Origin of the sequence: Methylobacterium sp. CCH5-D2 (assembly GCF_001556475.1) — a bacterium.
Lineage (GTDB): Bacteria > Pseudomonadota > Alphaproteobacteria > Rhizobiales > Beijerinckiaceae > Methylobacterium > Methylobacterium hispanicum.
This window is the reverse complement of sequence record NZ_LSIX01000257.1, coordinates 12,023-35,690: the sequence shown is the minus strand read 5'-3', so window position 1 is coordinate 35,690 and position 23,668 is coordinate 12,023. Positions and strand designations below refer to the sequence as shown.

At 71.5% G+C, this 23,668-nt stretch carries 23 protein-coding genes and 2 pseudogenes; 18 read left to right on the top strand and 7 right to left on the bottom strand.

What is annotated here, in order from left to right; translation table 11 throughout:
• The 12 genes from AX737_RS06885 to AX737_RS06940 all read left to right on the top strand — a co-directional run.
• On the top strand, positions 1-600 hold a 600-nt coding region (locus tag AX737_RS06885; RefSeq protein WP_066920107.1), incomplete at its 5' end, for a biotin/lipoate--protein ligase family protein.
• On the top strand, positions 597-1,160 hold the full coding sequence (locus AX737_RS06890) for a DUF6505 family protein (RefSeq protein ID WP_066920109.1): 564 nt from the start codon (positions 597-599) through the stop codon (positions 1,158-1,160). The genes AX737_RS06885 and AX737_RS06890, both read left to right, overlap by 4 nt.
• A gap of 5 nt (positions 1,161-1,165) precedes the next feature.
• On the top strand, positions 1,166-2,176 hold the full coding sequence (locus tag AX737_RS06895) for a DUF6352 family protein (protein ID WP_066920110.1): 1,011 nt from the start codon (positions 1,166-1,168) through the stop codon (positions 2,174-2,176).
• A gap of 179 nt (positions 2,177-2,355) precedes the next feature.
• A complete protein-coding gene (locus AX737_RS06900; protein ID WP_066920112.1) occupies positions 2,356-2,868 on the top strand; it encodes a DUF3305 domain-containing protein in 513 nt (170 codons plus the stop codon).
• A complete protein-coding gene (locus AX737_RS06905) occupies positions 2,865-3,683 on the top strand; it encodes a DUF3306 domain-containing protein (protein ID WP_066920113.1) in 819 nt (272 codons plus the stop codon). Before AX737_RS06900 ends, AX737_RS06905 begins: the two co-directional genes overlap by 4 nt.
• Before the next feature lie 107 nt (positions 3,684-3,790).
• Positions 3,791-4,405, top strand: coding sequence for a molecular chaperone TorD family protein (locus AX737_RS06910; protein WP_245293404.1), 615 nt, complete (start codon positions 3,791-3,793; stop codon positions 4,403-4,405).
• Between the two features lie 85 nt (positions 4,406-4,490).
• Entirely contained in the window at positions 4,491-4,733 is a 243-nt protein-coding gene (locus AX737_RS06915; protein WP_066920119.1) for a formate dehydrogenase, read from the top strand.
• A 7-nt stretch (positions 4,734-4,740) separates the two neighbouring features.
• The gene (locus AX737_RS06920) at positions 4,741-7,683 is read left to right on the top strand and encodes a formate dehydrogenase subunit alpha (RefSeq protein ID WP_066920121.1); all 2,943 of its coding nucleotides are present in this window, start codon (positions 4,741-4,743) and stop codon (positions 7,681-7,683) included.
• 16 nt (positions 7,684-7,699) lie between these two features.
• Positions 7,700-8,296, top strand: a complete 597-nt coding sequence (fdh3B, locus tag AX737_RS06925) for a formate dehydrogenase FDH3 subunit beta (RefSeq protein ID WP_066920122.1) — start codon at positions 7,700-7,702, stop codon at positions 8,294-8,296.
• Positions 8,297-8,355: 59 nt separating this feature from the next.
• A complete protein-coding gene (locus tag AX737_RS06930; RefSeq protein ID WP_066920123.1) occupies positions 8,356-9,393 on the top strand; it encodes a formate dehydrogenase subunit gamma in 1,038 nt (345 codons plus the stop codon).
• 55 nt (positions 9,394-9,448) lie between these two features.
• A complete protein-coding gene (locus AX737_RS06935; RefSeq protein ID WP_066920124.1) occupies positions 9,449-9,688 on the top strand; it encodes a hypothetical protein in 240 nt (79 codons plus the stop codon).
• 63 nt (positions 9,689-9,751) lie between these two features.
• Positions 9,752-10,327: a hypothetical protein gene (locus AX737_RS06940; RefSeq protein WP_066920126.1), complete on the top strand. Its 576-nt coding sequence runs from the start codon at positions 9,752-9,754 to the stop codon at positions 10,325-10,327.
• Positions 10,328-10,410: 83 nt separating this feature from the next.
• Here the strand turns inward: AX737_RS06940 and AX737_RS06945 are convergent, their stop codons facing one another.
• Positions 10,411-10,995, bottom strand: a complete 585-nt coding sequence (locus tag AX737_RS06945) for a PAS domain-containing protein (protein ID WP_066920130.1) — start codon at positions 10,993-10,995, stop codon at positions 10,411-10,413.
• Positions 10,996-11,265: 270 nt separating this feature from the next.
• Between AX737_RS06945 and AX737_RS06950 the strand changes: the two genes are divergently transcribed.
• Positions 11,266-11,499, top strand: a complete 234-nt coding sequence (locus AX737_RS06950; protein WP_066920132.1) for a hypothetical protein — start codon at positions 11,266-11,268, stop codon at positions 11,497-11,499.
• A gap of 20 nt (positions 11,500-11,519) precedes the next feature.
• Here AX737_RS06950 and AX737_RS06955 read toward each other — a convergent pair whose 3' ends face one another.
• Positions 11,520-11,738, bottom strand: coding sequence for a hypothetical protein (locus AX737_RS06955; RefSeq protein WP_066920133.1), 219 nt, complete (start codon positions 11,736-11,738; stop codon positions 11,520-11,522).
• A 420-nt stretch (positions 11,739-12,158) separates the two neighbouring features.
• Here AX737_RS06955 and AX737_RS06960 point away from each other — a divergent pair, with 420 nt between their 5' ends.
• Positions 12,159-13,211 carry a LysR family transcriptional regulator gene (locus AX737_RS06960; protein WP_082772930.1) on the top strand — a complete coding sequence of 351 codons (1,053 nt, stop codon included), beginning with the start codon at positions 12,159-12,161 and terminating at the stop codon, positions 13,209-13,211.
• Positions 13,212-13,250: 39 nt separating this feature from the next.
• On the opposite strand, the gene AX737_RS06965 is transcribed toward AX737_RS06960, so the two are convergent.
• Entirely contained in the window at positions 13,251-15,473 is a 2,223-nt protein-coding gene (locus AX737_RS06965; RefSeq protein ID WP_066920134.1) for a molybdopterin cofactor-binding domain-containing protein, read from the bottom strand.
• Positions 15,474-15,483: 10 nt separating this feature from the next.
• Complete coding sequence (locus tag AX737_RS06970) at positions 15,484-15,954, bottom strand: (2Fe-2S)-binding protein (RefSeq protein ID WP_066920136.1); 471 nt, start codon at positions 15,952-15,954, stop codon at positions 15,484-15,486.
• Between the two features lie 122 nt (positions 15,955-16,076).
• Here AX737_RS06970 and AX737_RS06975 point away from each other — a divergent pair, with 122 nt between their 5' ends.
• Positions 16,077-16,667 (top strand): hypothetical protein, encoded by a 591-nt coding sequence (locus AX737_RS06975; protein ID WP_066920141.1) that lies wholly within the window; start codon positions 16,077-16,079, stop codon positions 16,665-16,667.
• Positions 16,668-17,008: 341 nt separating this feature from the next.
• Positions 17,009-17,851, top strand: a pseudogene (gene dusA, locus AX737_RS31905) (tRNA dihydrouridine(20/20a) synthase DusA); the annotation flags it as partial.
• On the opposite strand, the pseudogene dusA (AX737_RS06980) reads toward dusA (AX737_RS31905), so the two are convergent.
• Positions 17,840-18,682, bottom strand: a pseudogene (gene dusA / locus AX737_RS06980) (tRNA dihydrouridine(20/20a) synthase DusA); the annotation flags it as partial. The pseudogenes dusA (AX737_RS31905) and dusA (AX737_RS06980) sit on opposite strands and share 12 nt — an antisense overlap.
• Positions 18,683-19,023: 341 nt before the next feature.
• Complete coding sequence (locus AX737_RS06985; RefSeq protein WP_066920141.1) at positions 19,024-19,614, bottom strand: hypothetical protein; 591 nt, start codon at positions 19,612-19,614, stop codon at positions 19,024-19,026.
• 122 nt (positions 19,615-19,736) lie between these two features.
• On the opposite strand from AX737_RS06985, the gene AX737_RS06990 reads away from it, so the two are divergent.
• Both AX737_RS06990 and AX737_RS06995 read left to right on the top strand, forming a co-directional pair.
• Complete coding sequence (locus tag AX737_RS06990; protein WP_066920136.1) at positions 19,737-20,207, top strand: (2Fe-2S)-binding protein; 471 nt, start codon at positions 19,737-19,739, stop codon at positions 20,205-20,207.
• Between the two features lie 10 nt (positions 20,208-20,217).
• Complete coding sequence (locus AX737_RS06995; RefSeq protein WP_066920134.1) at positions 20,218-22,440, top strand: molybdopterin cofactor-binding domain-containing protein; 2,223 nt, start codon at positions 20,218-20,220, stop codon at positions 22,438-22,440.
• 39 nt (positions 22,441-22,479) lie between these two features.
• On the opposite strand, the gene AX737_RS07000 is transcribed toward AX737_RS06995, so the two are convergent.
• Positions 22,480-23,532 (bottom strand): LysR family transcriptional regulator, encoded by a 1,053-nt coding sequence (locus tag AX737_RS07000; RefSeq protein WP_082772930.1) that lies wholly within the window; start codon positions 23,530-23,532, stop codon positions 22,480-22,482.
• Positions 23,533-23,668 lie beyond the last annotated feature (136 nt).

Genomic DNA, 23,668 nt, shown 5'->3' with positions numbered 1-23,668 from the left:
CTCCTGCTCGGCGCGCGTCCCGAGCTCCTCGACCTCGCCGTCGTGCTCGCGCCCGACGAGCCGCTGCGCACGGCGCGGCGCGCCTTCTTCGCCGGCATGGCGGCGCTCGCCGACGCGGTGGGGATCTTCGGGCCGCCGGAGATCCCCGTGCGGATCGTCTGGCCCGGCACCCTGACGTTCAACGGAGCGCGTCTGGGCGGCGGCCAGCTCGGCTGGCCGGACGACTGCGCCGAGGATGCGGTGCCGGACTGGCTCGTCTTCTCCGCCACCCTCATCGCCTCCAAGGCCGCCGCCGGCGATCCCGGCCTGACCCCGGACTCGACCGCCCTGGAGGAGGAGGGCTTCCCGCCGGACCTGCACGGCCCGTTCGCGGAGAGCTTCGCGCGCCACCTCACCAAGACGTTTGAGGTCTGGCGCGAGGACGGCTTCGGGCGCGTCGCGGCCCGCTACGGGGCCCGGCTCTCCGGCGCGGACGCGGCGCTCGACGGCGCGGCCGCGCGGCTGACCTATCCGGACGGGCGGACCGAGCCGGTCGCCCTGGCTGCGGCCCTCGCGACGGCCGCCTGGCGCGACCCCGAGACCGGAGACGTTCGCCTGTGAGCCTGAAGCTTCCCCGGACCCTGCGGCTCGACCCCTCCGACACTTTCGTCTTCGCGCAGGCCGCCGAACCCGGCGAATGGGCGGTGACGGGCTCGTTCCTGTTCCTCGACAGCGACGTGGCCGCGCTCTCCGGCAAGGCCCGGGCCGCCTTCCGGTCCGGCTTCGTCGGCGTCGGCTCGCTGGGCTTCTCCACCCTCGTCGTAGTGAGCGAGGCGAGCGAGGCCGAGCGGGCGGCGGCGGTCGAGGCCCTGGCCGAGCAGATCCACGCGCGTCTCGGCGCGCCGGACCGCGAGGCGGCCCGCGAAGCGGCGCGCGAGGAGATCGACGTGGCCGCCTCGCTGTGCAATCTGCCGGTCGGCAGCGTGGTGGCGATGCACCGGACCGCGGAGGGCGGCGAGATCCGCGAGGAGTTCCGCACCCTTTCCCAGCGCCCGGGCGCGGACCGGCTGCACGGGCGCGCCTTCCACTTCGTCGAGACCGACGAGGACGAATCTTCGGACGCGCCGGAGGAGCAGGCGGACCTCGTCGGCCTGTTGCGCGGAACGCCGACGGGACGCTGAGGATCATGACCGAATTCTGGGTCTCGAGCGGCCATCATCTCACCCAGCGCGATGCGGGCGGCGGTCTCGCGGTGACCGACGAGCTGATCCTCGCCTACCTGGCGCGGCCCGAGCTGGTCCCGCCCGAGGAGGCCTGCGCGGCCGAGCGGGCGCTCTACGCGAGCCTGACGGCCGCGCCGCGCCGCCCGGTCGCCGCGCGCGAGATCGCGGCGCTCGCCGACGCGGACGCCCGGGAGAACTGGGAGGTCATCCTCGCCTTCCGGGACCGCCTGCTGGGCGCGCGCTCGGTCGAGGCCGCCTACCTGTCGCTGGTGCGCGGCAACCTGCAGGGCGTGCCGTCGCTCTTCCTGAACCAGCTCGTCCACCTGATCCTGCGCAACGCGCTGGACGGCTGCGACGACCCCTTCGTGCTCCGGGCGGCCGAGCTGTTCTTCCGGCCCCAGCGGGTGAGCTTCCACGAGGGCCGCGTGCTGCTGGCCGACGCCGAGGTCATCGCCGCGCGCGAGGGGAGCGCGCCGCTCTCGCCCCTCGTGGCGATGCTCGGGCAGGAGGCGGCCACCGAACTCGACGTGCTGACCGAGGCCAACGCCTGGACCTACTGGAGCCGGTCCGACGCCTTCACCATGGCGCTCGACCTCGGCTCCGATCCGCGCAGCCGGGCCGGGCTGGCGCGGGTGATCGAGGTCTTCGTGCAGCACCTGCTGAACGCCGCGGTGCGGGTGAGCCCGCTCGACCGGCTGGAGGATTCCGACTGGCGCTGGTTCGTCGGGCTCGATGCCGAGGGAACCCGCATCGGCAACGCGCTCTGGCGCGGCGAGACGCTCGACGCGGCCGCCCAGGCGCGGATGCTCGTGGCTTTCAGCCTCGTCTTCGACGATCCGGCGCAGGTGGAGCCCGCGGTCGGCGCGCGGCCGGTCTACCTGCTGCTCGCATCGCCTCAGGACAGGACCCTGCAGGTGAAGCCCCACAATCTCATCGTCGGGCTGCCCCTGGCCGCCGGCCGGGAGGCGGGCTGACGGCAAGTCGGCTGACAGTAAGTCGGCTGACGGCAGGTCGGCGCAGGGCACCGCGTCGTCCCGATCCCGGATCGCCTCCCCGTCGCTCCGGGTCTTCCGCAGGTATCCGGGACGTCGGGCCGAGCAATCCCGCATCGGTGATCCCACATCATCCACGCGTCACCATCGAGGTCTCCGCAATGCCCGAGGATCGATTCGAGGTCGGCATCATCGTGGCGCGGCGGCGCCTGAAGGGCCCCTGGGCCGACCACGCCTGGCTGCCGGTGGAGGCCCTGCCGGCGGCGGCGGTCGCCGCGCCCGGCACCAAGCTCTCCGAGACCGAGAACGAGGCGCGGTTCTACGCCGGCTCCTACGAGGTCGCGCTGCACCCGGCCGAGACCGCACATTACCGCGACAACCTCGTCTCCGGTCGGCCGGCCCTGTGGGTGGCCCTCCGCGGCACGGGCGAGGAGGCCTACGCGGTGGCCGGCGTCACGGCCGATCCGTACGAGGGCGAATCGATGGCGGAGGGCATCGGCGAGATCGTCGAGGCGGTGCCGATGCCGCCTGAGGTGCAGGCGAAGCTGCTCGCCTTCTACGAGGCCTTCCACGTCGAGCGCAGGTTCGAGAAGCGCAAGCGCGACCGCGCCGACCCCGAGGCGCTCGCCCACCGCGTTCCCGCCGCGCGCGGGAGATCCGGGAGATCCCAATGAGCGACGGCTTCCTCAGCCGCTGGACGCGCCGGAAGCAGGCGGTCCGCGCCGCCGAGCAGGCGGAGCGCGTTGCCCCCGCCGAGGCCACCGCGAACACCGGCGCAGACGCCAGCGCAGACACCCGCGCGAACCCCGGCGCGAACCCCGGCGCGGGGGAGCCGGCGGCGTCCGAGGACGCGCGGGCCGCCGCAGCCGCGCCCGCGTCGTCCGATCCGCCGGAGAGCGACGCCCCGCTTCCGGAGCTCCCCGACCCCGGCACGCTGACGCGCGACAGCGACCTCGCCCCGTTCCTGCGGGCCGGCGTGCCGACGGTCCTGCGGAACGCCGCGCTCAGGCGAATGTGGTCGATCGATCCGGCCATCCGCGACTTCGTCAGCGAGGCGCGGGAATATGCCTACGACTGGAACAGTCCGGGCGGCGTGCCCGGCCTGGGTCCCCTCCTGCCGAGCGACGACGTCGAGGCGATGCTGCGCAGGATCGTGGGCGTGCGCCCACTGGAAGCCGGGACGCCCGACGGATCCCGGTCCGCGGCCGCGGAGGAAGCCGAAACCCCGGATGCCGCGCCGCCGAATGCGGCGCTCCAGAGCGCCGAGCCTCAGGTGGCCGATGTCCGCGATGCGCCCGTCGCGCCGGACCCGGAACACGCGGCCGGGATCGAGCCCGCCGCCCTGCCGGATCGAGCGCCCGCCCTCGTGGGAGCAGCCCTCGCGCACCCGGCGCGCGAGACCGTGCCCGCGGCCGTGCAGCCCACGCCGGAGACCGCGGCGATGGCGGGACCGCGGCTGCGACGACACGGCGGCGCGAGGCCGGCCTGAGAATATCAAATTCCAGTTGCGAGCGATCGAAATGCTTTTTAAGACCAGTCTAAAGTACCGCTCCTGAGGCGGGCTCGGGGAGGCCGATGGGTTCGGTAGCGTCTGCGTTGGAAGGTCCGGCCGGTGGCGCGTCGGCGACGGCCGAGCGCGTCGATGAGATCGACCTGCTGCGCGCCGAGCACTACGATCTGCTCGCGGTCCTGCTGGGCCGGGCGCCGGCGCAGCCGCTTCTCGACGGGCTCGCCGCGCTTCGTCCGGGGGAGGGTGCGCTCGGTGCCGCCACCGCGGAGCTGCGCCGCGTCGCGGCCGAGACCGATGCCGGGGCCGTCGAGCGCGAGTTCTTCGAGCTCTTCATCGGGGTCGGGCGGGGCGAACTCCTGCCCTACGCCTCCTACTATCTCACCGGCTTTCTCAACGAGCGCCCGCTGGCGCGGGTGCGCGAGGACCTCGCCGCCCTCGGGCTGGCCCGGGTCGAGGGAATGAGCGAGCCCGAGGATCACCTCGCCTTCCTGCTGGAGATCATGGCGGGGCTCGCGGCCGGGCGGTTCGGCGCGGAGGAGGGGGCGCAGCGGCGCTTCTTCGACCGGCATCTGGCGCCCTGGGCACCGCGCCTGTTCGCGGACCTCGAACAGGCCAAGGCCGCCCGCTTCTACCGCGCGGTGGGCGGGCTCGGCCGCGTCTTCCTGGACGTGGAGGCGGAAGCCTTCCGGATGGAGACCTGACGACCGCACCGGGCCCCGGGCCCGGTACGAATGGAATCGCGGCGCGTTGTCCCGATGGGCAAGCGCCACTCTAGGAGATGGATCGATGCGACAGGATCCGAAGACACTCGGTCGTCGCCAGTTCTTCCGGGCGCTGGGCGGCAGCACCGTGGCGGCGGCCGCCGCGGTCGCCTCGCCGATGGGCGCGACGGAGGCGCAGGCCTACGATCCCGGCAACGCCGAGACCAAGGCGCGCTACCGGGAGAGCGACCACGTCAAGGCGTTCTACCGGACCAACGGCTACGAGACGCTCCTGAAGAACCCCGACCCCGCTCCGGGCACGAAGTGAGTCTGCCATGCTGACGAAGCGCAAGAGCGGCGAGACGAGCCGCAGCAAGCACCAGGCGGTCGCGGCGGGCCTCGCCTCCGGCGTGCTCGACCGGCGCAGCTTCCTGCGCCGGTCCGGCCTGACGGCCGGAGCGCTGGCCGCCGCCGGCACGATCCAGCTCGGCGCGGTGCGCCGGGCCGAGGCCGCCGGCTCCTCCGCGGTCGGCCCCGACACGGTGGTCAAGAAGAACATCTGCACCCACTGCTCGGTGGGCTGCACGGTGACGGCCGAGGTCGTGAACGGCGTCTGGGTCGGCCAGGAGCCGTCCTGGGCGAGCCCGATCAACCGCGGCACGCACTGCGCCAAGGGCGCGGCCATCCGCGAACTGGTCTCCTCCGACCGCCGCCTCAAATACCCGATGAAGCTCGAGGGCGGGCAGTGGAAGCGGGTCTCCTGGGACCAGGCGATCGACGAGATCGGGACCAAGCTCCAGGCGATCCGCGAGAAGAACGGCGCCGACTCGGTCTACTGGCTGGGCTCGGCCAAGTTCACCAACGAGGCCGCCTACCTGATGCGCAAGTTCGGCGCCTTCTGGGGCACGAATTCGGTCGATCACCAGGCCCGCATCTGCCACTCGACCACGGTGGCGGGCGTGGCCAACACCTGGGGCTACGGCGCCCAGACGAACTCGTACAACGACATCCGCAACGCCAAGACGATGATCATCCTGGGCGGCAACCCCGCCGAGGCGCACCCGGTCTCGCTGCAGCACGTGCTGTCCGGCAAGGAGATCAACCGCGCCAACATGATCGTCATCGATCCGCGCTTTACCCGGACGGCGGCGCACGCCACCGAGTACGTGCGCATCCGCTCCGGCACCGACATCCCGGTGGTCTGGGGCATCCTCTGGCACATCTTCCAGAACGGCTGGGAGGACAAGGACTTCATCGCCAAGCGCGTCTACGCGATGGACGACGTGCGCAAGGAAGTCGCCAAGTGGACGCCCGACGAGGTCGAGCGCGTCTCGGGCGTGCCGGGCGAGCAGCTGCGGCGCGTGGCGGAGAAGTTCGCCAAGGAGAAGCCCGCCACGCTGATCTGGTGCATGGGCGCGACCCAGCACACGGTCGGCACCGCCAACGTGCGCGCGCTCTGCATCCTGTGCCTGGCCACCGGCAACGTCGGCAAGCCGGGCACGGGCGCCAACATCTTCCGCGGCCACACCAACGTGCAGGGCGCGACCGACCTCGGCCTCGATGTCACGACGCTGCCGCTCTACTACGGCCTCGTCGAGGGCGGCTGGCGGCACTGGGCCCGCGTCTGGGACGTTCCCTACGAGTGGCTGCAGTCGCGCTTCGACGAGGTTCCCGCTGCCGCAGGTCGTAAGGCCCGGACGCGCAAGGAGAACATGGAGGCGCCCGGCATCACCTCCACGCGCTGGTTCGACGCCGTCAACCTCCCCCCGGAGCAGATCGACCAGCGTAGCCCGCTCAAAGCCTTCATGATCTTCGGTCACGGCGGCAACACCGTCACCCGGCTGCCCGAGGCCATCGAGGGCATGAACAAGCTCGAACTGATGGTGGTGGCCGATCCCCATCCGACCACCTTCGCGGCGCTCGACGCCCGGCAGGACAACACCTACCTGCTGCCGATCTGCACCTCGCTGGAGATGGAGGGCTCGCGCACGGCCTCGAACCGCTCGATCCAGTGGGGCGAGCAGATCGTGCAGCCGGCCTTCGAGTCGAAGAACGACTACGAGGTGCTGTACCTGCTGGCGAAGAAGCTCGGCTTCGCCGACACACTGTTCAAGAACATCAAGGTCGAGAACAACATCCCCTCGGCCGAGGATCTCCTGCGTGAGATCAACCGCGGCGGCTGGTCGACGGGCTATTGCGGGCAGAGCCCCGAGCGTCTGAAGGCGCACATGCGCAATCAGCACAAGTTCGACCTCGTGACGCTGCGCGCGCCCAAGGACGATCCGGAGGTCGGCGGCGATTATTACGGCCTGCCGTGGCCGTGCTGGGGCAAGCCGGAGCTGCGCCATCCCGGCTCGGCCATCCTTTACAACACCGAGATGCACGTGAAGGAGGGCGGCGGCACCTTCCGGGCCCGCTTCGGTACCGAGCGCAACGGGGCGACCTTGCTCGCCGAGGACTCGTTCTCGAAGGGCTCGGACCTCACCGACGGCTATCCCGAGCTCACCTTCGGGGTGTTCAAAAAGCTAGGCTGGGACAAGGACCTTACGGCCGACGAGCTCGCCACGATCCTGAAGATCGGCGGCGACAAGCCCGACACCGTGAGCTGGGCGACCGATCTGTCCGGCGGCATCCAGCGCGTCTGCCTGGAGCACGGCGTCTCGCCCTTCGGCAACGGCAAGGCGCGGGCCAATGCCTGGAACCTGCCGGACCCGGTGCCGGTCCACCGCGAGCCGATCTACTCCCCGAGGCCGGATCTCGTGGCCAAGTACCCGACCCGGCCGGACGAGCGGCAGCTGCGCGTGCCCAATATCGGCTTCTCGGTGCAGAAGGCTGCGGTCGATCGGAACGTCGCCAAGGACTTCCCTATCATCCTAACCTCGGGCCGGCTCGTCGAGTACGAGGGCGGCGGCGAGGAGACCCGCTCGAATCCGTGGCTCGCCGAGCTGCAGCAGGACATGTTCGTCGAGATCAACACGGGCGACGCGAGCGAGCGCGGCATCAAGGACGGCCAGTGGGTCTGGGTCTCGGGCCCGGAGAACAGTGCCAGGACCAAGGTGAAGGCACTCGTCACCGACCGCGTCGGCCGGGGTGTCGCCTTCATGCCCTTCCACTTCTCCGGCTGGTACCAGGGCAAGGACATGCGCGACTACTACCCGAAGGGTACCGACCCAGTCGTGCTCGGCGAGAGCGTCAACACCGTGACCACCTACGGCTTCGATCCTGTGACGGGCATGCAGGAAACGAAGTGCACCCTGTGCCAGATCGCAGCGGCCTGAGAGGAGCGACCCGACCATGGCCCGCATGAAGTTCCTCTGCGACGCGGATCGCTGCATCGAGTGCAACGCCTGCGTCACGGCCTGCAAGAACGAGCACGAGGTGCCCTGGGGCATCAACCGGCGCCGCGTCGTCACCCTGAACGACGGCAAGCCCGGCGAGCGCTCTGTCTCGATGGCCTGCATGCACTGCACCGACGCGCCCTGCGCGGCCGTGTGCCCGGTGAACTGCTTCTACACCACGGCCGACGCCGTGGTGCTGCACTCCAAGGATATCTGCATCGGCTGCGGATACTGCTTCTACGCCTGCCCGTTCGGCGCGCCGCAATATCCGCGCGTCGGCAACTTCGGCTCGCGCGGCAAGATGGACAAGTGCACCTACTGCTCCGGCGGCCCCGAGCCCGACTTCTCGACGGCCGAGTACGAGAAGTACGGCTCGAACCGGCTCGCCGAGGGCAAGCTGCCGCTCTGCGCCGAGATGTGCTCGACCAAAGCGCTGCTCGCGGGCGACGGTGCGATGATCGCCGAGATCTACAAGCAGCGGGTGATCAAGCGCGGCTACGGCTCCGGCGCCTGGGGCTGGAAGACGGCCTACCGCGAGACCATCGCGATCTGACGAGACCGGCGCCGCGCAGGCCGCGGCGCTCTTTGACCCTCGACCCGAAAGGTACGCCGATGCGGCGGGCATTGACGCTTCTCAGCACGCTCCTCGTGGCCGGTACGCTCTGGGCCGCCCCGGGCGCGGTGGCGCCGGTCCAGGCGCAGAACCCGATCCAGGCCGACGGCCAGAACCCGATGGGCGCCCGGCCCACCGCCGACTCGGTCAACGAGGAGTTCCTGTTCAAGCAGGCCCCGAAGATCACCGGCCGGATCAGCATTCCCGACCAGAAGGCCGCCAACCTGATCCAACCGCAGGGGCGCGAGTACCAGATGTTCCGTGAGGGCTGGCTGCCCTGGATCGGGGCGCTCGCGATCCTCGGCATGCTTGGGCTCCTCGCCCTATTCTTTCTCTGGCGCGGCCGGATCATCACCGAGCACAGTCAGGAATCGGGCCGGAAGATCCTGCGCTTCAACGCCTTCGAGCGCTTCACGCACTGGATGACGGCCGTGTGCTTCATCATCCTGTCCCTGTCGGGGCTGAACTACATCTTCGGTAAGCGCCTTTTGATGCCGCTGATCGGCCCCGACGCGTTCGGGGCGCTGGCGCAATGGGCCAAGTACAGCCACGTCTATCTGGCATGGCCCTTCATGTTCGGCGTGGCGATGATGTTCGTGGTCTGGATCCGCGACAACATACCCAACCGGATCGACTGGGAATGGATCAAGGCCGGCGGCGGCATCATCGGCAGCGGACACCCGCACGCGCACCGCTTCAACGCCGGCCAGAAGGGTGTGTTCTGGATGGTCGCGGGCTTCGGCGCGGCCATGAGCGTCACCGGCCTGATGATGCTGTTCCCCTTCGCGCTCGTCGACATCAACGGGATGCAGGTGATGCAGGTGATCCACTCGCTGATCGGCATCGCGTTCATCGCCGGCATCCTGGCCCACATCTACATCGGCACGCTCGGGATGAAGGGCGCCTACGACGCGATGGGCAGCGGCGAGGTCGATCTCGCCTGGGCACGCGCGCACCACGACCTCTGGGTCGAGCAGGAGCAGGCGCGCACGGCGAGCGGCCCGCAGCTCCGCGGCCGGCCCGCGCCGGCCGAGTGATCGCCGCGCGCCGCACCGCAACCTGGGGCCCTCGCCCCGACCAGGATCTGCAACGATGAAAGCCTTTATCGCCGCCGTGGTCGCCGCGATCCTGTTGGGGGTCGCGGCCATGCTGGCGCTCACCAGCAACCAGAAATTCGCCTACCAGGCCTTTGCGACCTCCGGCGCGCGGGTCTCCGAGCCGGGCACCAACCTCGTCGGACCCCGCTGGAACGGTGACCCGGCCCCGGACGAGTTCGCCGGCGAGCCCCACGGCAAGGCCGAGGGCGCCGCGTCCCATCCGAAGCGGTCCTGACGTCCGCGCGTCTCCGCCAGCCGGGGTTGGCCGGGACCGATACCTCATAGGAGAGCCCGTCCGATGAAGACGCCCGTGACCGAATTGCTGCTGGCCGCGAGCCTCGCGAGCACGCTCCTGGCTGGCGCCGCCATCGCGCAGGACAGTGGAGCTGTGCCGGCCGCGACCGCTCCGGCCGCGCCCGGCCGCCCGGCCGACCTCTGCCAGGAACTGCTCGCCTTCGTGAAGCAGCCCGAGCCGGCCAAGCAGGCGGCCGCGACCCCGCCCCAGCAGGCGACGGCGGTCTCGAACCCCTCCGGCCAGAGCCAGGGCACGCCGTCGGCAGCCGGCGGCGCCGTGCAGCAGAACTCGGGGCTCAGCGGCCCGACCAAGAACGAGGCGCCGGCACCGGCGACGACCGATCGCAAGGCCGCGCTGGCGCAAGCCAACGCGGCCGCCAAGAACCCGCCGGCTCCGGGCGCCGCGGCACCGACCCCGCAGGCGCAGGCGGCGACGGTGGCGCGGATCGAGGCCGCGGCGGCGGCCGGGGACCAACCGGGATGCCGGGCGGCCGCGCGGGAGATGCGCGTGGGCGGCGTCGTGCTCCCGCCGCCGCTCCTGGCGCTGGCGGCGCTCGACCCGAAGTTCTTCGCCCGATAACGGGTGCCCATCCGGACCGGACGGTCGGGCGATGCCCGGGCGGAACCGGGCTTGCGGGGCGGAACGGGCCGGGGGGGGTGGCGTCAGTTGACCCCTCGGCCTCGACCAGCGCCGACGCGGCGCGCGATCACGCGCCCGACTTCCAGCAGGAACATGTCGACGAGGAGCCGGAGCGATGCGCTGCCGTCCTCCTCGACCGCCTCGCGGGCGGCGAGCGCGTGGCGGGCCGCCCGCTCAAGCGGCGAAAGGGCGGCGCCTTCCGGGGCTTCGAAACGGTCCGGCGCATGTCGGGCCGTGATATCGATCAGAACGCCGTGGCCGTGGGCCGGGACGCCGGGTTGGGCCCCGTAGATCCGGCCGTGACTCAGGAGCCAGCGGACGCCATCGGGCGTCCGCACGCGGTACTCCAAGCTGACTGGGCCGCTCTGATGGGCGTTCCGGCCGAGCGCCGCCCGCACGGCCGCGCGGTCGGCGTCGAGGACGTGGCGAACCAGCGCGTCCGCCGGCAGGTCGATGTCGGCGAGATCCTGGGCGCCCGCCAGGAGTTCGGCGGCGTCTCGATCAAGGACGTGACGGTCGCCGCCCCGCCACATCCAGGTCCCGACGAGACCGGCACTGCCGGCTCGAAGCGCCAGCGCCCCGAGCGTTCCGGCGGCATGATCCTGCATCTGCACGCTCCCCCCGACGCAAGACCGGACTACGCCAGCGCGATGCCGATCAACTTGCCGTCATATCCCGAATTTCACGCGCCATCGCGAAGCGGTCTGCGTATTAGATCCGTCTTGTCCGACCAGGTCGTCCACGCGATGTCTCGCCGGACCGGGCTTAGCCGACGCAGAACGTAGCGAGGGTTGCACGTGATCGAGACAGATGACCCGCGCTCGTCCGACACCTCCACCGCGTCTAGGTTCCGCGACGGACGGGACGGCTGTCCCCCGATGCCGGCTGCGGCGCAGCGCACGCTGGACGATGTGGCCGAGGCCCTCGGGCTTGCGACCGACCTCCTCGGCCGGATCGATCAGCGCGGGCCGGACCGGGATGTCGCGGCAGCGAGCCTGATGGAGGCCTCCGCCCTTCTGCAGGCCTTCATCCGGATCGAGGATCCGGAAACGCGCCAGCGCTGCCTGGCCTTCGTGCAGGCCGCATCCGCGCAGGTGCGGGGCCGCGGCTGAGACGACGCCCGGAACGCGGGTCATCGTGCGGGATGCCAGCGGTAACGCGGCGCGGCCGTCCGGTCCGCGGGCTCGCGGCGCGCGGGCCGGAGGTAGACCAGCAGTGCCGTGCCGGCAGTGAGCGCACTCGCGCCCACAGGAGCCGCCGCGACGGCCAGGACGGGTCCGCACGGCCCCCAGAGGGCCGCGGTGGTCAGGAGGCCGCCGACCCAGGCGGTGAACGCGTAGAGCAGCACCATCGAAGCCTCTCACGCAAGCATCTTGAGTTGCATGAGAACAATGGCGCGGCCCGCCCGAAGAGAAGCGGCGTTTCTGGAAATCTGTTTCCCGCTCGCGCTCTACGGCCTCGTCCAGGTCGCTCCGGGCCAGGATCGGCGATGGATCGGCCGCGGTCCGAACGGCTGTTCTGAAGTCGGGCGGCGGGAACGGACCGCATACCACAAAGCTTTGCGGAAAACATTGAGCAACGTACGCCCAGGTTGGCTGGCATACTCAATACTTCGTAGTCAGACCTCCGCGTTTACCAAGTTTTCGCCGAGATCAGCTTCGCATGTCGATTTCAACTTGAACGCGAGGCCGGCCTGTCTACCTCTGGTTGCGGGATGCCGTAAGGCGGGACACGTCCGCCCGGCCGAGGCACGGGAGTGAGCCGGCGAACGATGCCACATCCTCAGGTTCTGCGAGACCTCGCCCTCTTCGTCGAGGTCGCAAAACGGCTCAGCTTCAGCCAGGCCGCCGCCGCGCTGGACATGCCGGTCTCGTCGCTCTCGCGCCGCATCACCCAGTTCGAGGCCGCGATCGGCCTGCGGCTCCTCGACCGGACCACGCGCAAGATCGCACTGACGGCCTATGGCGAGGCCTATCTTGCCCAGGCGACGCAGGTGGTCGAGGAGGCCCAGCGCAGCTTCGACGAACTCGTCGCCCAGGCCAGGGGTCCGAGCGGGCTCCTCAAGGTGGCCGTCCCGACGGATCACTGGGTGGTGCGGCACCTGTCCGAGATCGTCTCCGCCTTCGCCCGCCAGCACGAGCACATCCACGTTCACCTCGACCTGCGCGCGAGCCAGGTGGATCTCGTCCAGGAGAATTACGACCTTGCGATCGTCGGCGAGACGCCGCGCGAGGCCTCCCTCATCGTGCGCAAGATCAGCGTCATCGAGAACGGATTGTTCGCCGCGCCATCCTATCTGGCGGCACACGGGCGTCCCACGCATCCGAGCGAGCTGTCCGGCCACGAGGTCCTGCTGTCGACCGCGGCCGAGGCCGCGACATGGCAGTTCCAGCGCGGCGGCGAGACCGTTTCGGCGACGGTTCGCGGGCGCCTCTCCTGCAACAGCCTCAGCTTCGCCCGGCGTCTCGCGATCACGGGGCGCGGCATCGCTGCGGTGAGCGTGGTCAACGTCGAGCGCGACCTCGACAAGGGGCGCCTGGAGCCCGTCCTGGCGGATTGGGCGATCCCGCCGACTAGCATCTACGCGGTGACGACGTCGCGCCTCATACCGGCCAAGGTGCGGCACTTCATCGATTTCCTGGCGCTGCACCTGGGCCGGACCTTCTCGGAGGTGCCCCGCCTCGCGGACAGGATCGCGCACGGGGGGAACGATGCCGCAATCGGCGAGCCGGGGCCGGTCGCCGAGGCGTGCTGGCGTCCGTCCGATCGACCCTATCGGCTGCACCGCGCCGCCGCGTGGGCGCCCCCTTCCGGGAACGATTGACCGCGCCGCCGGCCGCGCGGCCGGACCCGGCACGCGGCGTCAGGTCGCCCGCAGGGCCGCCTTCACCTTGGCGGGCGTGAACGGGACCGAGCGCAGGCGGGCCCCCGTCGCGTCGAAGATCGCGTTCGAGATCGCCGCAGGCACGATGGCCGCGGAGGGCTCCCCCGCGCCCCAGGGCTTCTCGGTCGGCCGGTCGATCAGGGCCGTCACCACCTCGGGCACGTCCGGGAAGGTGATGATTGGGTAGCTCGCCCAGTCGAGGCTCGTCACGCCACCCCGGTCGAAGGTCACCTCCTCCATGAGCACCCGGCTGACTGTCTGGATGACGTTGCCGTCGAGCTGGTTGCGCACGCCGTCCGGGTTGATGATCTGCCCGCAATCCTGTGCCACGAAGAAGCGCGGCACCCGGATGCGCCCGGTCCTACGATCGACCTCAACCTCGGCCACCCCCGCCACGTAGGTGCGGTTCAGTTCGTACTTCACGTAGGACAGGCCGCGCCCGCGCAGCACGTCCCCGGACATGTCCGCCGCCGGCGAGGGGCGGGCCTGCCACCCGGCGATCTCGGCGACGCGCTCCAGCACCGCGATCCCGCGCGGGTCTTTCAACGCGCGCAGCCGGTATTCCAGCGGGTCCGCGCCCGCCGCCGCCGCGCACTCGTCGAGGAAGGCCTCGTTGGCGTAGGTGTTCTGCATCCGCCCCGGGGTCCGGATCCAGGAAGGCCGGAACGGCGTCGAGGCGAGGCGGTGGCAGACGGTCCGCACGTTCGGAAAGGCGTAGGGGAGCGCCGAGTTCTGGATGACGTTGCCCGGCGCCATCGCGGTCTCGTGCGGCAGGCCGGCGAGGTCGGCGGCCACGAGCGGCACGTTGCCGGCCGCGCCCTCCGGCACGTGGAACTGCGAGGACCACGCGGCGACGTTGCCGTCCGCGTCGAGTCCGGCCTTCAGGTCGATCAGAGTCGGCGGACCCTTCGGGTCCCAGCCGTGCTCGTCGGCCCGCGACCACTGCACCCGCACCGGGCGGCCGACCGCGCGGGCGAGCAGCGCCGCGTCCCCGGCCGCGTCCTCGTGCCCGTTGCGGCCGTAGCAGCCCGAGCCCTCGACGTAGATGCAACGCACCGCCTCCGGCGCGAGCCCGGTCATCGCCGCGAGCTGCTTGCGCAGCGCGTGCGTCATCTGCGAGGCGGTCCAGCAGGTGAGCAGCCCGTCCTTCAGCTCCGCGACGGCGCAGGAGGGGCCGATCGAGCCGTGGGTGTGGATGGCGAAGTCGTAGGACGCCTCCAGCGTTCGGGCGGCCCGGCCGAGCGCCGCCTCGGCATCGCCCGTGCTGCTGGTGAGGTCGTCCTTCGTCACCTTCGTGGCGCGCACGTGCTGCCACAGCTTGTCCTGCTCCGGGAGCCCCTCCCACTTCGACCACGTCGCCCCGAGCTGGCCGGCCGCCTTCACGGCCGCCCACTCCTTCTCGGCGACGACGGCCAGGAAGTTGCCCTGGCGGACCACCTTGAGGACGCCCGGGATGCCCGCGACCGAGCCCTCGTCCACGCTCTCCAGGCTCGCGCCGATCGCGGGCGGTCGCACCACGCGGGCGTGCACCATGCCGGGCACGCGGACGTCCTGCATGTAGGTGAAGCGCCCCATGACTTTCTGGGGGATGTCGATCCGGGCGACGGACTTGCCCACGAGGGCGAAGCGGGCCGGGTCCTTCGTGTTGACCGCGGGATCGACCTTCAGGTCGAGGCGCCCGTCCGTCACCAGCTCGGCGTAGGCGAGCCCCGGCCCGCCGGCCTTCGGCCGCACGGCGCCGTCCCGGGTCTCGAGGGCGTCGACCGGCACGCCGAGGCGCTCGCTCGCGCGTTGAACGAGGCGGGCGCGGGCGGTCGCCGCCGCATGCCGGATCTCGACGCCGCCCTTCTGGATCGAGAGGCTGCCGTAGGTCGGGCCCTGGTCGGGGGTCAGCGCCGTATCGCCCTGAACCACGGCGACACGGTCGAGGGGAAGGTCGAGCTCCTCGGCCGCGATCTGGGCCATGGCGGTCTCGATGCCCGTGCCGAGATCGACCTTGCCGGAGAAGATCGTGGCGCGGCCGTCGGCGCCGAGCGCCAGGAAGCTGTCGACCTGATCGGGCGCGACCGCCTTCGTGAAGCCGTCGGTCGCCACCGGCGCGAAGGTCTGCGCCAGCGCGTTACGGCCGGCCATCGAGAAGCCGACCACGAGCGCGCCGCCCTGGAGTAGCAGGCTGCGCCGCGAGAGTGCGGGAGCGTTCATCCGGTCCTCCTCAGAGCGTGCCGGCGGCGCGCTGAACGGCGCGCACGATCCGCAGATGGGTGCCGCAGCGGCAGAGGTTCTGCGCCAGCGCCTGCCGGATCGCGGCCTCGTCGGGCTTCGGCGTCTCGTTGAGGAGGGCCGCCGACTGCATGATCATGCCGTTGATGCAGTAGCCGCACTGCGCGGCCTGCTCCGCAATGAAGGCCGCCTGGACGGGATGCGGCATCTCCGGCGTGCCGAGGCCTTCCAGCGTGACGATCTTCGCCCCCGGCTTCAGGCCCGAGACGGGCGTGATGCAGGAGCGCACCGCCTGCCCGTCCACATGCACCGTGCAGGAGCCGCACTGCCCGAGGCCGCAGCCGAAGCGGGGGCCGTGCAGGCCGAGGTCGTCGCGCAGCACGTAGAGGAGCGGCGTGTCGGGATCATCGACGCTCACGCGCGCGGCGCGCCCGTTCACGTCCAGCGACATCTGCTGCGCCATGGGGCGTCTCCCTGGAACTATTTTGCTCTGCTCGGCCTATACCCGGCGCAGATCCGGGGCAACGCGACCGCGTGATAGGTGCCGTGACGCCGCGCGCCGCCCGCCATCCGCAGGGAGGATCCATGCCCGCGCCCCGTCGCAGCCCCCTCGCGCTCATCCTCGTCCTGGCCGCATCGCCGGTCTGGGCCGCCGAGTCCCCGGCTCCGGACTGGCCCGAGCCGGCGCGCGCGGCGGCCGAGGCGATCGCCGAGCGCTACGGTCCGCCCCAGGAGCGGACCGCGACCCTGCTGATCTGGCACCGCAACGGGCCGTGGATCCGGACCGTGGTGCACAAGGTCGGGGCCGAGCACGACTTCCCGGCCAAGCACAGCGACGTTCTGGAGCAGAGCCTTCCCTACAAGGTGCCGCTCAACCTCTTCAGCGCGGTCGCGACCTTCAACGGGAGCGTGATCCCGGACCGGACGCGGGGCACGCTGACGGCCTACGGTGCCAGCGAGGCCGGGAACGTGATGAGCCTCAACCTCGCCCGCGCCGTGGCCCGGGGCGAGCTGAGCCCGGAGCAGGCGCGCGAGAAGCAGGTCGCGGCGGCGCGGGCGCTCGCGGAGGGTGTTGTCCCGGAGGAGGCGGCCGAGCTGACGCTCGAGCAGCAGCAGGAAGGGGACGTCGCCGATCCCGATACGGCGATGCTCCTGCCGCCCGCTTCCCAGCAATGATGCCCGGTCGCGGCGCCCTCGGCGCGGCCGATCGCGTCCGCGTGGCCGAAACGCGGCCAAGCGGCCGATGCGGGCGTGGCTTCCCAGATCTGCCGACACACCGGCGGTCCCCTTCAGGCGGTGGACGGTGCGTGATAATGAACCCGATCATTTTTGCTCGCGCGCGGAGGCGGTACCCGGCCGGTCACCGCGTCGGCCGCAGCACGCAACGACCGATCCCGCCCCGGACCGCCCAAGCGTGACCGGGCAAGGGTCCCGGAGGAGCCCGAGTGTCTGACGTCGTAGAGGAACTGAACGCGAGACTGGACGCGCTCGACGGGTGGCGCTTCAGCGTGGCGCCGATGATGGACTGGACGGACCGGCACTGCCGGGCCTTCCACCGCACGCTCAGCCGCCGCGCCCGCCTCTACACCGAGATGGTGACCACCGGCGCCGTCCTGCACGGGCCGCGCGAGCGGCTGCTCGGCTTCTCGGAGATGGAGCACCCGGTCGCGCTGCAGCTCGGCGGCTCCGACCGGGGCGAGCTGGCGGCGGCGGCGCGGATCGCCGCGGATCTCGGCTACGACGAGGTGAACCTCAATGTCGGCTGCCCGTCCGACCGGGTCCAGGAGGGGCGCTTCGGCGCCTGCCTGATGCGCGAGCCGGCGCTCGTCGCCGATTGCGTCGCCGCCATGCGGGCGGCCGTGCGGGTGCCGGTGACGGTGAAATGCCGCATCGGCGTCGATGACCAGGATCCCGAGATCGCCCTGGACGCGCTCGCGGATGCCGTCGTAGCGGCGGGCGTGGACGGGCTCGTGGTGCATGCCCGCAAGGCTTGGCTTCAAGGACTCTCCCCGAAGGAGAACCGGGATGTGCCCCCCCTTGATTACGGCCGCGTCGCCCGCCTCAAGCGGGCCCATCCCAACCTCCCGGTCGCGCTCAACGGCGGAATCGCCGGGCTGCCGACGGCGCGGGCGCTGCTCGCCGAGGTCGATGGAGTGATGGTCGGCCGGGCCGCCTACACGGAGCCGGCGCTCCTCCTCGCGGTCGATCCGGAGATCTTCGGCGAGCCGGCGGCACACCCCGACGCCTTCGCGGCCGTGGAGGCCTTCGAGCCCTACATCGCCGGGGTGCTGGCGCGCGGTGACAGGCTGCACGCGGTGACGCGGCACATGCTCGGGCTGTTCAACGGGCGCCCCGGGGCGCCCGTTGAACAGCCCGAGCATGTGCCGCGTCACCGCGTGCAGCCTGTCACCGCGCGCCAGCACCCCGGCGATGTAGGGCTCGAAGGCCTCCACGGCCGCGAAGGCGTCGGGGTGTGCCGCCGGCTCGCCGAAGATCTCCGGATCGACCGCGAGGAGGAGCGCCGGCTCCGTGTAGGCGGCCCGGCCGACCATCACTCCATCGACCTCGGCGAGCAGCGCCCGCGCCGTCGGCAGCCCGGCGATTCCGCCGTTGAGCGCGACCGGGAGGTTGGGATGGGCCCGCTTGAGGCGGGCGACGCGGCCGTAATCAAGGGGGGGCACATCCCGGTTCTCCTTCGGGGAGAGTCCTTGAAGCCAAGCCTTGCGGGCATGCACCACGAGCCCGTCCACGCCCGCCGCTACGACGGCATCCGCGAGCGCGTCCAGGGCGATCTCGGGATCCTGGTCATCGACGCCGATGCGGCATTTCACCGTCACCGGCACCCGCACGGCCGCCCGCATGGCGGCGACGCAATCGGCGACGAGCGCCGGCTCGCGCATCAGGCAGGCGCCGAAGCGCCCCTCCTGGACCCGGTCGGACGGGCAGCCGACATTGAGGTTCACCTCGTCGTAGCCGAGATCCGCGGCGATCCGCGCCGCCGCCGCCAGCTCGCCCCGGTCGGAGCCGCCGAGCTGCAGCGCGACCGGGTGCTCCATCTCCGAGAAGCCGAGCAGCCGCTCGCGCGGCCCGTGCAGGACGGCGCCGGTGGTCACCATCTCGGTGTAGAGGCGGGCGCGGCGGCTGAGCGTGCGGTGGAAGGCCCGGCAGTGCCGGTCCGTCCAGTCCATCATCGGCGCCACGCTGAAGCGCCACCCGTCGAGCGCGTCCAGTCTCGCGTTCAGTTCCTCTACGACGTCAGACACTCGGGCTCCTCCGGGACCCTTGCCCGGTCACGCTTGGGCGGTCCGGGGCGGGATCGGTCGTTGCGTGCTGCGGCCGACGCGGTGACCGGCCGGGTACCGCCTCCGCGCGCGAGCAAAAATGATCGGGTTCATTATCACGCACCGTCCACCGCCTGAAGGGGACCGCCGGTGTGTCGGCAGATCTGGGAAGCCACGCCCGCATCGGCCGCTTGGCCGCGTTTCGGCCACGCGGACGCGATCGGCCGCGCCGAGGGCGCCGCGACCGGGCATCATTGCTGGGAAGCGGGCGGCAGGAGCATCGCCGTATCGGGATCGGCGACGTCCCCTTCCTGCTGCTGCTCGAGCGTCAGCTCGGCCGCCTCCTCCGGGACAACACCCTCCGCGAGCGCCCGCGCCGCCGCGACCTGCTTCTCGCGCGCCTGCTCCGGGCTCAGCTCGCCCCGGGCCACGGCGCGGGCGAGGTTGAGGCTCATCACGTTCCCGGCCTCGCTGGCACCGTAGGCCGTCAGCGTGCCCCGCGTCCGGTCCGGGATCACGCTCCCGTTGAAGGTCGCGACCGCGCTGAAGAGGTTGAGCGGCACCTTGTAGGGAAGGCTCTGCTCCAGAACGTCGCTGTGCTTGGCCGGGAAGTCGTGCTCGGCCCCGACCTTGTGCACCACGGTCCGGATCCACGGCCCGTTGCGGTGCCAGATCAGCAGGGTCGCGGTCCGCTCCTGGGGCGGACCGTAGCGCTCGGCGATCGCCTCGGCCGCCGCGCGCGCCGGCTCGGGCCAGTCCGGAGCCGGGGACTCGGCGGCCCAGACCGGCGATGCGGCCAGGACGAGGATGAGCGCGAGGGGGCTGCGACGGGGCGCGGGCATGGATCCTCCCTGCGGATGGCGGGCGGCGCGCGGCGTCACGGCACCTATCACGCGGTCGCGTTGCCCCGGATCTGCGCCGGGTATAGGCCGAGCAGAGCAAAATAGTTCCAGGGAGACGCCCCATGGCGCAGCAGATGTCGCTGGACGTGAACGGGCGCGCCGCGCGCGTGAGCGTCGATGATCCCGACACGCCGCTCCTCTACGTGCTGCGCGACGACCTCGGCCTGCACGGCCCCCGCTTCGGCTGCGGCCTCGGGCAGTGCGGCTCCTGCACGGTGCATGTGGACGGGCAGGCGGTGCGCTCCTGCATCACGCCCGTCTCGGGCCTGAAGCCGGGGGCGAAGATCGTCACGCTGGAAGGCCTCGGCACGCCGGAGATGCCGCATCCCGTCCAGGCGGCCTTCATTGCGGAGCAGGCCGCGCAGTGCGGCTACTGCATCAACGGCATGATCATGCAGTCGGCGGCCCTCCTCAACGAGACGCCGAAGCCCGACGAGGCCGCGATCCGGCAGGCGCTGGCGCAGAACCTCTGCCGCTGCGGCACCCATCTGCGGATCGTGCGCGCCGTTCAGCGCGCCGCCGGCACGCTCTGAGGAGGACCGGATGAACGCTCCCGCACTCTCGCGGCGCAGCCTGCTACTCCAGGGCGGCGCGCTCGTGGTCGGCTTCTCGATGGCCGGCCGTAACGCGCTGGCGCAGACCTTCGCGCCGGTGGCGACCGACGGCTTCACGAAGGCGGTCGCGCCCGATCAGGTCGACAGCTTCCTGGCGCTCGGCGCCGACGGCCGCGCCACGATCTTCTCCGGCAAGGTCGATCTCGGCACGGGCATCGAGACCGCCATGGCCCAGATCGCGGCCGAGGAGCTCGACCTTCCCCTCGACCGTGTCGCCGTGGTTCAGGGCGATACGGCGCTGACCCCCGACCAGGGCCCGACCTACGGCAGCCTCTCGATCCAGAAGGGCGGCGTCGAGATCCGGCATGCGGCGGCGACCGCCCGCGCCCGCCTCGTTCAACGCGCGAGCGAGCGCCTCGGCGTGCCGGTCGACGCCCTCGAGACCCGGGACGGCGCCGTGCGGCCGAAGGCCGGCGGGCCGGGGCTCGCCTACGCCGAGCTGGTGACGGACGGGCGCCTCGACCTGAAGGTCGATCCCGCGGTCAACACGAAGGACCCGGCCCGCTTCGCCCTCGTGGGCAAGTCCGTCGCCCGGATCGACATCCCCCAGAAAGTCATGGGGCGCTTCACCTACATGCAGGACGTCCGCGTGCCCGGCATGGTGCACGCCCGCGTGGTGCGACCGCCCGCGATCGGCGCGAGCCTGGAGAGCGTGGACGAGGGCTCGGTCGCGGGCATCCCGGGCGTCCTCAAGGTGGTCCGCCAGGGCAACTTCCTGGCCGTCGTCGCCGAGAAGGAGTGGGCGGCCGTGAAGGCGGCCGGCCAGCTCGGGGCGACGTGGTCGAAGTGGGAGGGGCTCCCGGAGCAGGACAAGCTGTGGCAGCACGTGCGCGCCACGAAGGTGACGAAGGACGACCTCACCAGCAGCACGGGCGATGCCGAGGCGGCGCTCGGCCGGGCCGCCCGAACGCTGGAGGCGTCCTACGACTTCGCCATCCACACCCACGGCTCGATCGGCCCCTCCTGCGCCGTCGCGGAGCTGAAGGACGGGCTGCTCACCTGCTGGACCGCCTCGCAGATGACGCACGCGCTGCGCAAGCAGCTCGCGGCGATGACCGGGCTCGCGCCGGAGGCGGTGCGTTGCATCTACGTCGAGGGCTCGGGCTGCTACGGCCGCAACGGGCACGAGGACGCGGCCGGGGACGCGGCGCTGCTCGCCCGCGCGGTCGGCCGCCCGGTGCGGGTGCAGTGGTCGCGGGCCGACGAGCACGGCTGGGACCCGAAGGGTCCGCCGACTCTGATCGACCTGAAGGCCGGACTCGACGCGGACGGCAACGTCGCCGCGTGGTCCTCGCAGTTCCACGTGCCGGAGGGCGCGGCCGGCAACGTGCCGCTCGTGGCCGCCGACCTCGCCGGCCTGCCGCACGAGACCGCGATGGCGCCGGGCAACGTCATCCAGAACTCGGCGCTCCCCTACGCCTTTCCGAACGTGCGGACCGTCTGCCACCGCCTCGCCTCGACGCCGTTCCGGCCTTCCTGGATCCGGACCCCGGGGCGGATGCAGAACACCTACGCCAACGAGGCCTTCCTCGACGAGTGCGCGGCGGCGGCGGGCGCGGACCCGCTGGAATACCGGCTGCGCGCGTTGAAAGACCCGCGCGGGATCGCGGTGCTGGAGCGCGTCGCCGAGATCGCCGGGTGGCAGGCCCGCCCCTCGCCGGCGGCGGACATGTCCGGGGACGTGCTGCGCGGGCGCGGCCTGTCCTACGTGAAGTACGAACTGAACCGCACCTACGTGGCGGGGGTGGCCGAGGTTGAGGTCGATCGTAGGACCGGGCGCATCCGGGTGCCGCGCTTCTTCGTGGCACAGGATTGCGGGCAGATCATCAACCCGGACGGCGTGCGCAACCAGCTCGACGGCAACGTCATCCAGACAGTCAGCCGGGTGCTCATGGAGGAGGTGACCTTCGACCGGGGTGGCGTGACGAGCCTCGACTGGGCGAGCTACCCAATCATCACCTTCCCGGACGTGCCCGAGGTGGTGACGGCCCTGATCGACCGGCCGACCGAGAAGCCCTGGGGCGCGGGGGAGCCCTCCGCGGCCATCGTGCCTGCGGCGATCTCGAACGCGATCTTCGACGCGACGGGGGCCCGCCTGCGCTCGGTCCCGTTCACGCCCGCCAAGGTGAAGGCGGCCCTGCGGGCGACCTGACGCCGCGTGCCGGGTCCGGCCGCGCGGCCGGCGGCGCGGTCAATCGTTCCCGGAAGGGGGCGCCCACGCGGCGGCGCGGTGCAGCCGATAGGGTCGATCGGACGGACGCCAGCACGCCTCGGCGACCGGCCCCGGCTCGCCGATTGCGGCATCGTTCCCCCCGTGCGCGATCCTGTCCGCGAGGCGGGGCACCTCCGAGAAGGTCCGGCCCAGGTGCAGCGCCAGGAAATCGATGAAGTGCCGCACCTTGGCCGGTATGAGGCGCGACGTCGTCACCGCGTAGATGCTAGTCGGCGGGATCGCCCAATCCGCCAGGACGGGCTCCAGGCGCCCCTTGTCGAGGTCGCGCTCGACGTTGACCACGCTCACCGCAGCGATGCCGCGCCCCGTGATCGCGAGACGCCGGGCGAAGCTGAGGCTGTTGCAGGAGAGGCGCCCGCGAACCGTCGCCGAAACGGTCTCGCCGCCGCGCTGGAACTGCCATGTCGCGGCCTCGGCCGCGGTCGACAGCAGGACCTCGTGGCCGGACAGCTCGCTCGGATGCGTGGGACGCCCGTGTGCCGCCAGATAGGATGGCGCGGCGAACAATCCGTTCTCGATGACGCTGATCTTGCGCACGATGAGGGAGGCCTCGCGCGGCGTCTCGCCGACGATCGCAAGGTCGTAATTCTCCTGGACGAGATCCACCTGGCTCGCGCGCAGGTCGAGGTGAACGTGGATGTGCTCGTGCTGGCGGGCGAAGGCGGAGACGATCTCGGACAGGTGCCGCACCACCCAGTGATCCGTCGGGACGGCCACCTTGAGGAGCCCGCTCGGACCCCTGGCCTGGGCGACGAGTTCGTCGAAGCTGCGCTGGGCCTCCTCGACCACCTGCGTCGCCTGGGCAAGATAGGCCTCGCCATAGGCCGTCAGTGCGATCTTGCGCGTGGTCCGGTCGAGGAGCCGCAGGCCGATCGCGGCCTCGAACTGGGTGATGCGGCGCGAGAGCGACGAGACCGGCATGTCCAGCGCGGCGGCGGCCTGGCTGAAGCTGAGCCGTTTTGCGACCTCGACGAAGAGGGCGAGGTCTCGCAGAACCTGAGGATGTGGCATCGTTCGCCGGCTCACTCCCGTGCCTCGGCCGGGCGGACGTGTCCCGCCTTACGGCATCCCGCAACCAGAGGTAGACAGGCCGGCCTCGCGTTCAAGTTGAAATCGACATGCGAAGCTGATCTCGGCGAAAACTTGG

Excerpts from the sequence above, each read along its gene's own strand:
- AX737_RS06895 (WP_066920110.1), top strand. The coding sequence starts at position 1,166 with ATGACCGAATTCTGGGTCTCGAGCGGCCATCATCTCACCCAGCGCGAT.
- AX737_RS06900 (WP_066920112.1), top strand. The coding sequence starts at position 2,356 with ATGCCCGAGGATCGATTCGAGGTCGGCATCATCGTGGCGCGGCGGCGC.
- AX737_RS06905 (WP_066920113.1), top strand. The coding sequence starts at position 2,865 with ATGAGCGACGGCTTCCTCAGCCGCTGGACGCGCCGGAAGCAGGCGGTC.
- AX737_RS06915 (WP_066920119.1), top strand. The coding sequence starts at position 4,491 with ATGCGACAGGATCCGAAGACACTCGGTCGTCGCCAGTTCTTCCGGGCG.
- AX737_RS06920 (WP_066920121.1), top strand. The coding sequence starts at position 4,741 with ATGCTGACGAAGCGCAAGAGCGGCGAGACGAGCCGCAGCAAGCACCAG.
- fdh3B (WP_066920122.1), top strand. The coding sequence starts at position 7,700 with ATGGCCCGCATGAAGTTCCTCTGCGACGCGGATCGCTGCATCGAGTGC.
- AX737_RS06930 (WP_066920123.1), top strand. The coding sequence starts at position 8,356 with ATGCGGCGGGCATTGACGCTTCTCAGCACGCTCCTCGTGGCCGGTACG.
- AX737_RS06935 (WP_066920124.1), top strand. The coding sequence starts at position 9,449 with ATGAAAGCCTTTATCGCCGCCGTGGTCGCCGCGATCCTGTTGGGGGTC.
- AX737_RS06940 (WP_066920126.1), top strand. The coding sequence starts at position 9,752 with ATGAAGACGCCCGTGACCGAATTGCTGCTGGCCGCGAGCCTCGCGAGC.
- AX737_RS06945 (WP_066920130.1), bottom strand. The coding sequence starts at position 10,995 with ATGCAGGATCATGCCGCCGGAACGCTCGGGGCGCTGGCGCTTCGAGCC.
- AX737_RS06950 (WP_066920132.1), top strand. The coding sequence starts at position 11,266 with ATGCCGGCTGCGGCGCAGCGCACGCTGGACGATGTGGCCGAGGCCCTC.
- AX737_RS06955 (WP_066920133.1), bottom strand. The coding sequence starts at position 11,738 with ATGGTGCTGCTCTACGCGTTCACCGCCTGGGTCGGCGGCCTCCTGACC.
- AX737_RS06960 (WP_082772930.1), top strand. The coding sequence starts at position 12,159 with ATGCCACATCCTCAGGTTCTGCGAGACCTCGCCCTCTTCGTCGAGGTC.
- AX737_RS06965 (WP_066920134.1), bottom strand. The coding sequence starts at position 15,473 with ATGAACGCTCCCGCACTCTCGCGGCGCAGCCTGCTACTCCAGGGCGGC.
- AX737_RS06970 (WP_066920136.1), bottom strand. The coding sequence starts at position 15,954 with ATGGCGCAGCAGATGTCGCTGGACGTGAACGGGCGCGCCGCGCGCGTG.
- AX737_RS06975 (WP_066920141.1), top strand. The coding sequence starts at position 16,077 with ATGCCCGCGCCCCGTCGCAGCCCCCTCGCGCTCATCCTCGTCCTGGCC.
- AX737_RS06985 (WP_066920141.1), bottom strand. The coding sequence starts at position 19,614 with ATGCCCGCGCCCCGTCGCAGCCCCCTCGCGCTCATCCTCGTCCTGGCC.
- AX737_RS06990 (WP_066920136.1), top strand. The coding sequence starts at position 19,737 with ATGGCGCAGCAGATGTCGCTGGACGTGAACGGGCGCGCCGCGCGCGTG.
- AX737_RS06995 (WP_066920134.1), top strand. The coding sequence starts at position 20,218 with ATGAACGCTCCCGCACTCTCGCGGCGCAGCCTGCTACTCCAGGGCGGC.
- AX737_RS07000 (WP_082772930.1), bottom strand. The coding sequence starts at position 23,532 with ATGCCACATCCTCAGGTTCTGCGAGACCTCGCCCTCTTCGTCGAGGTC.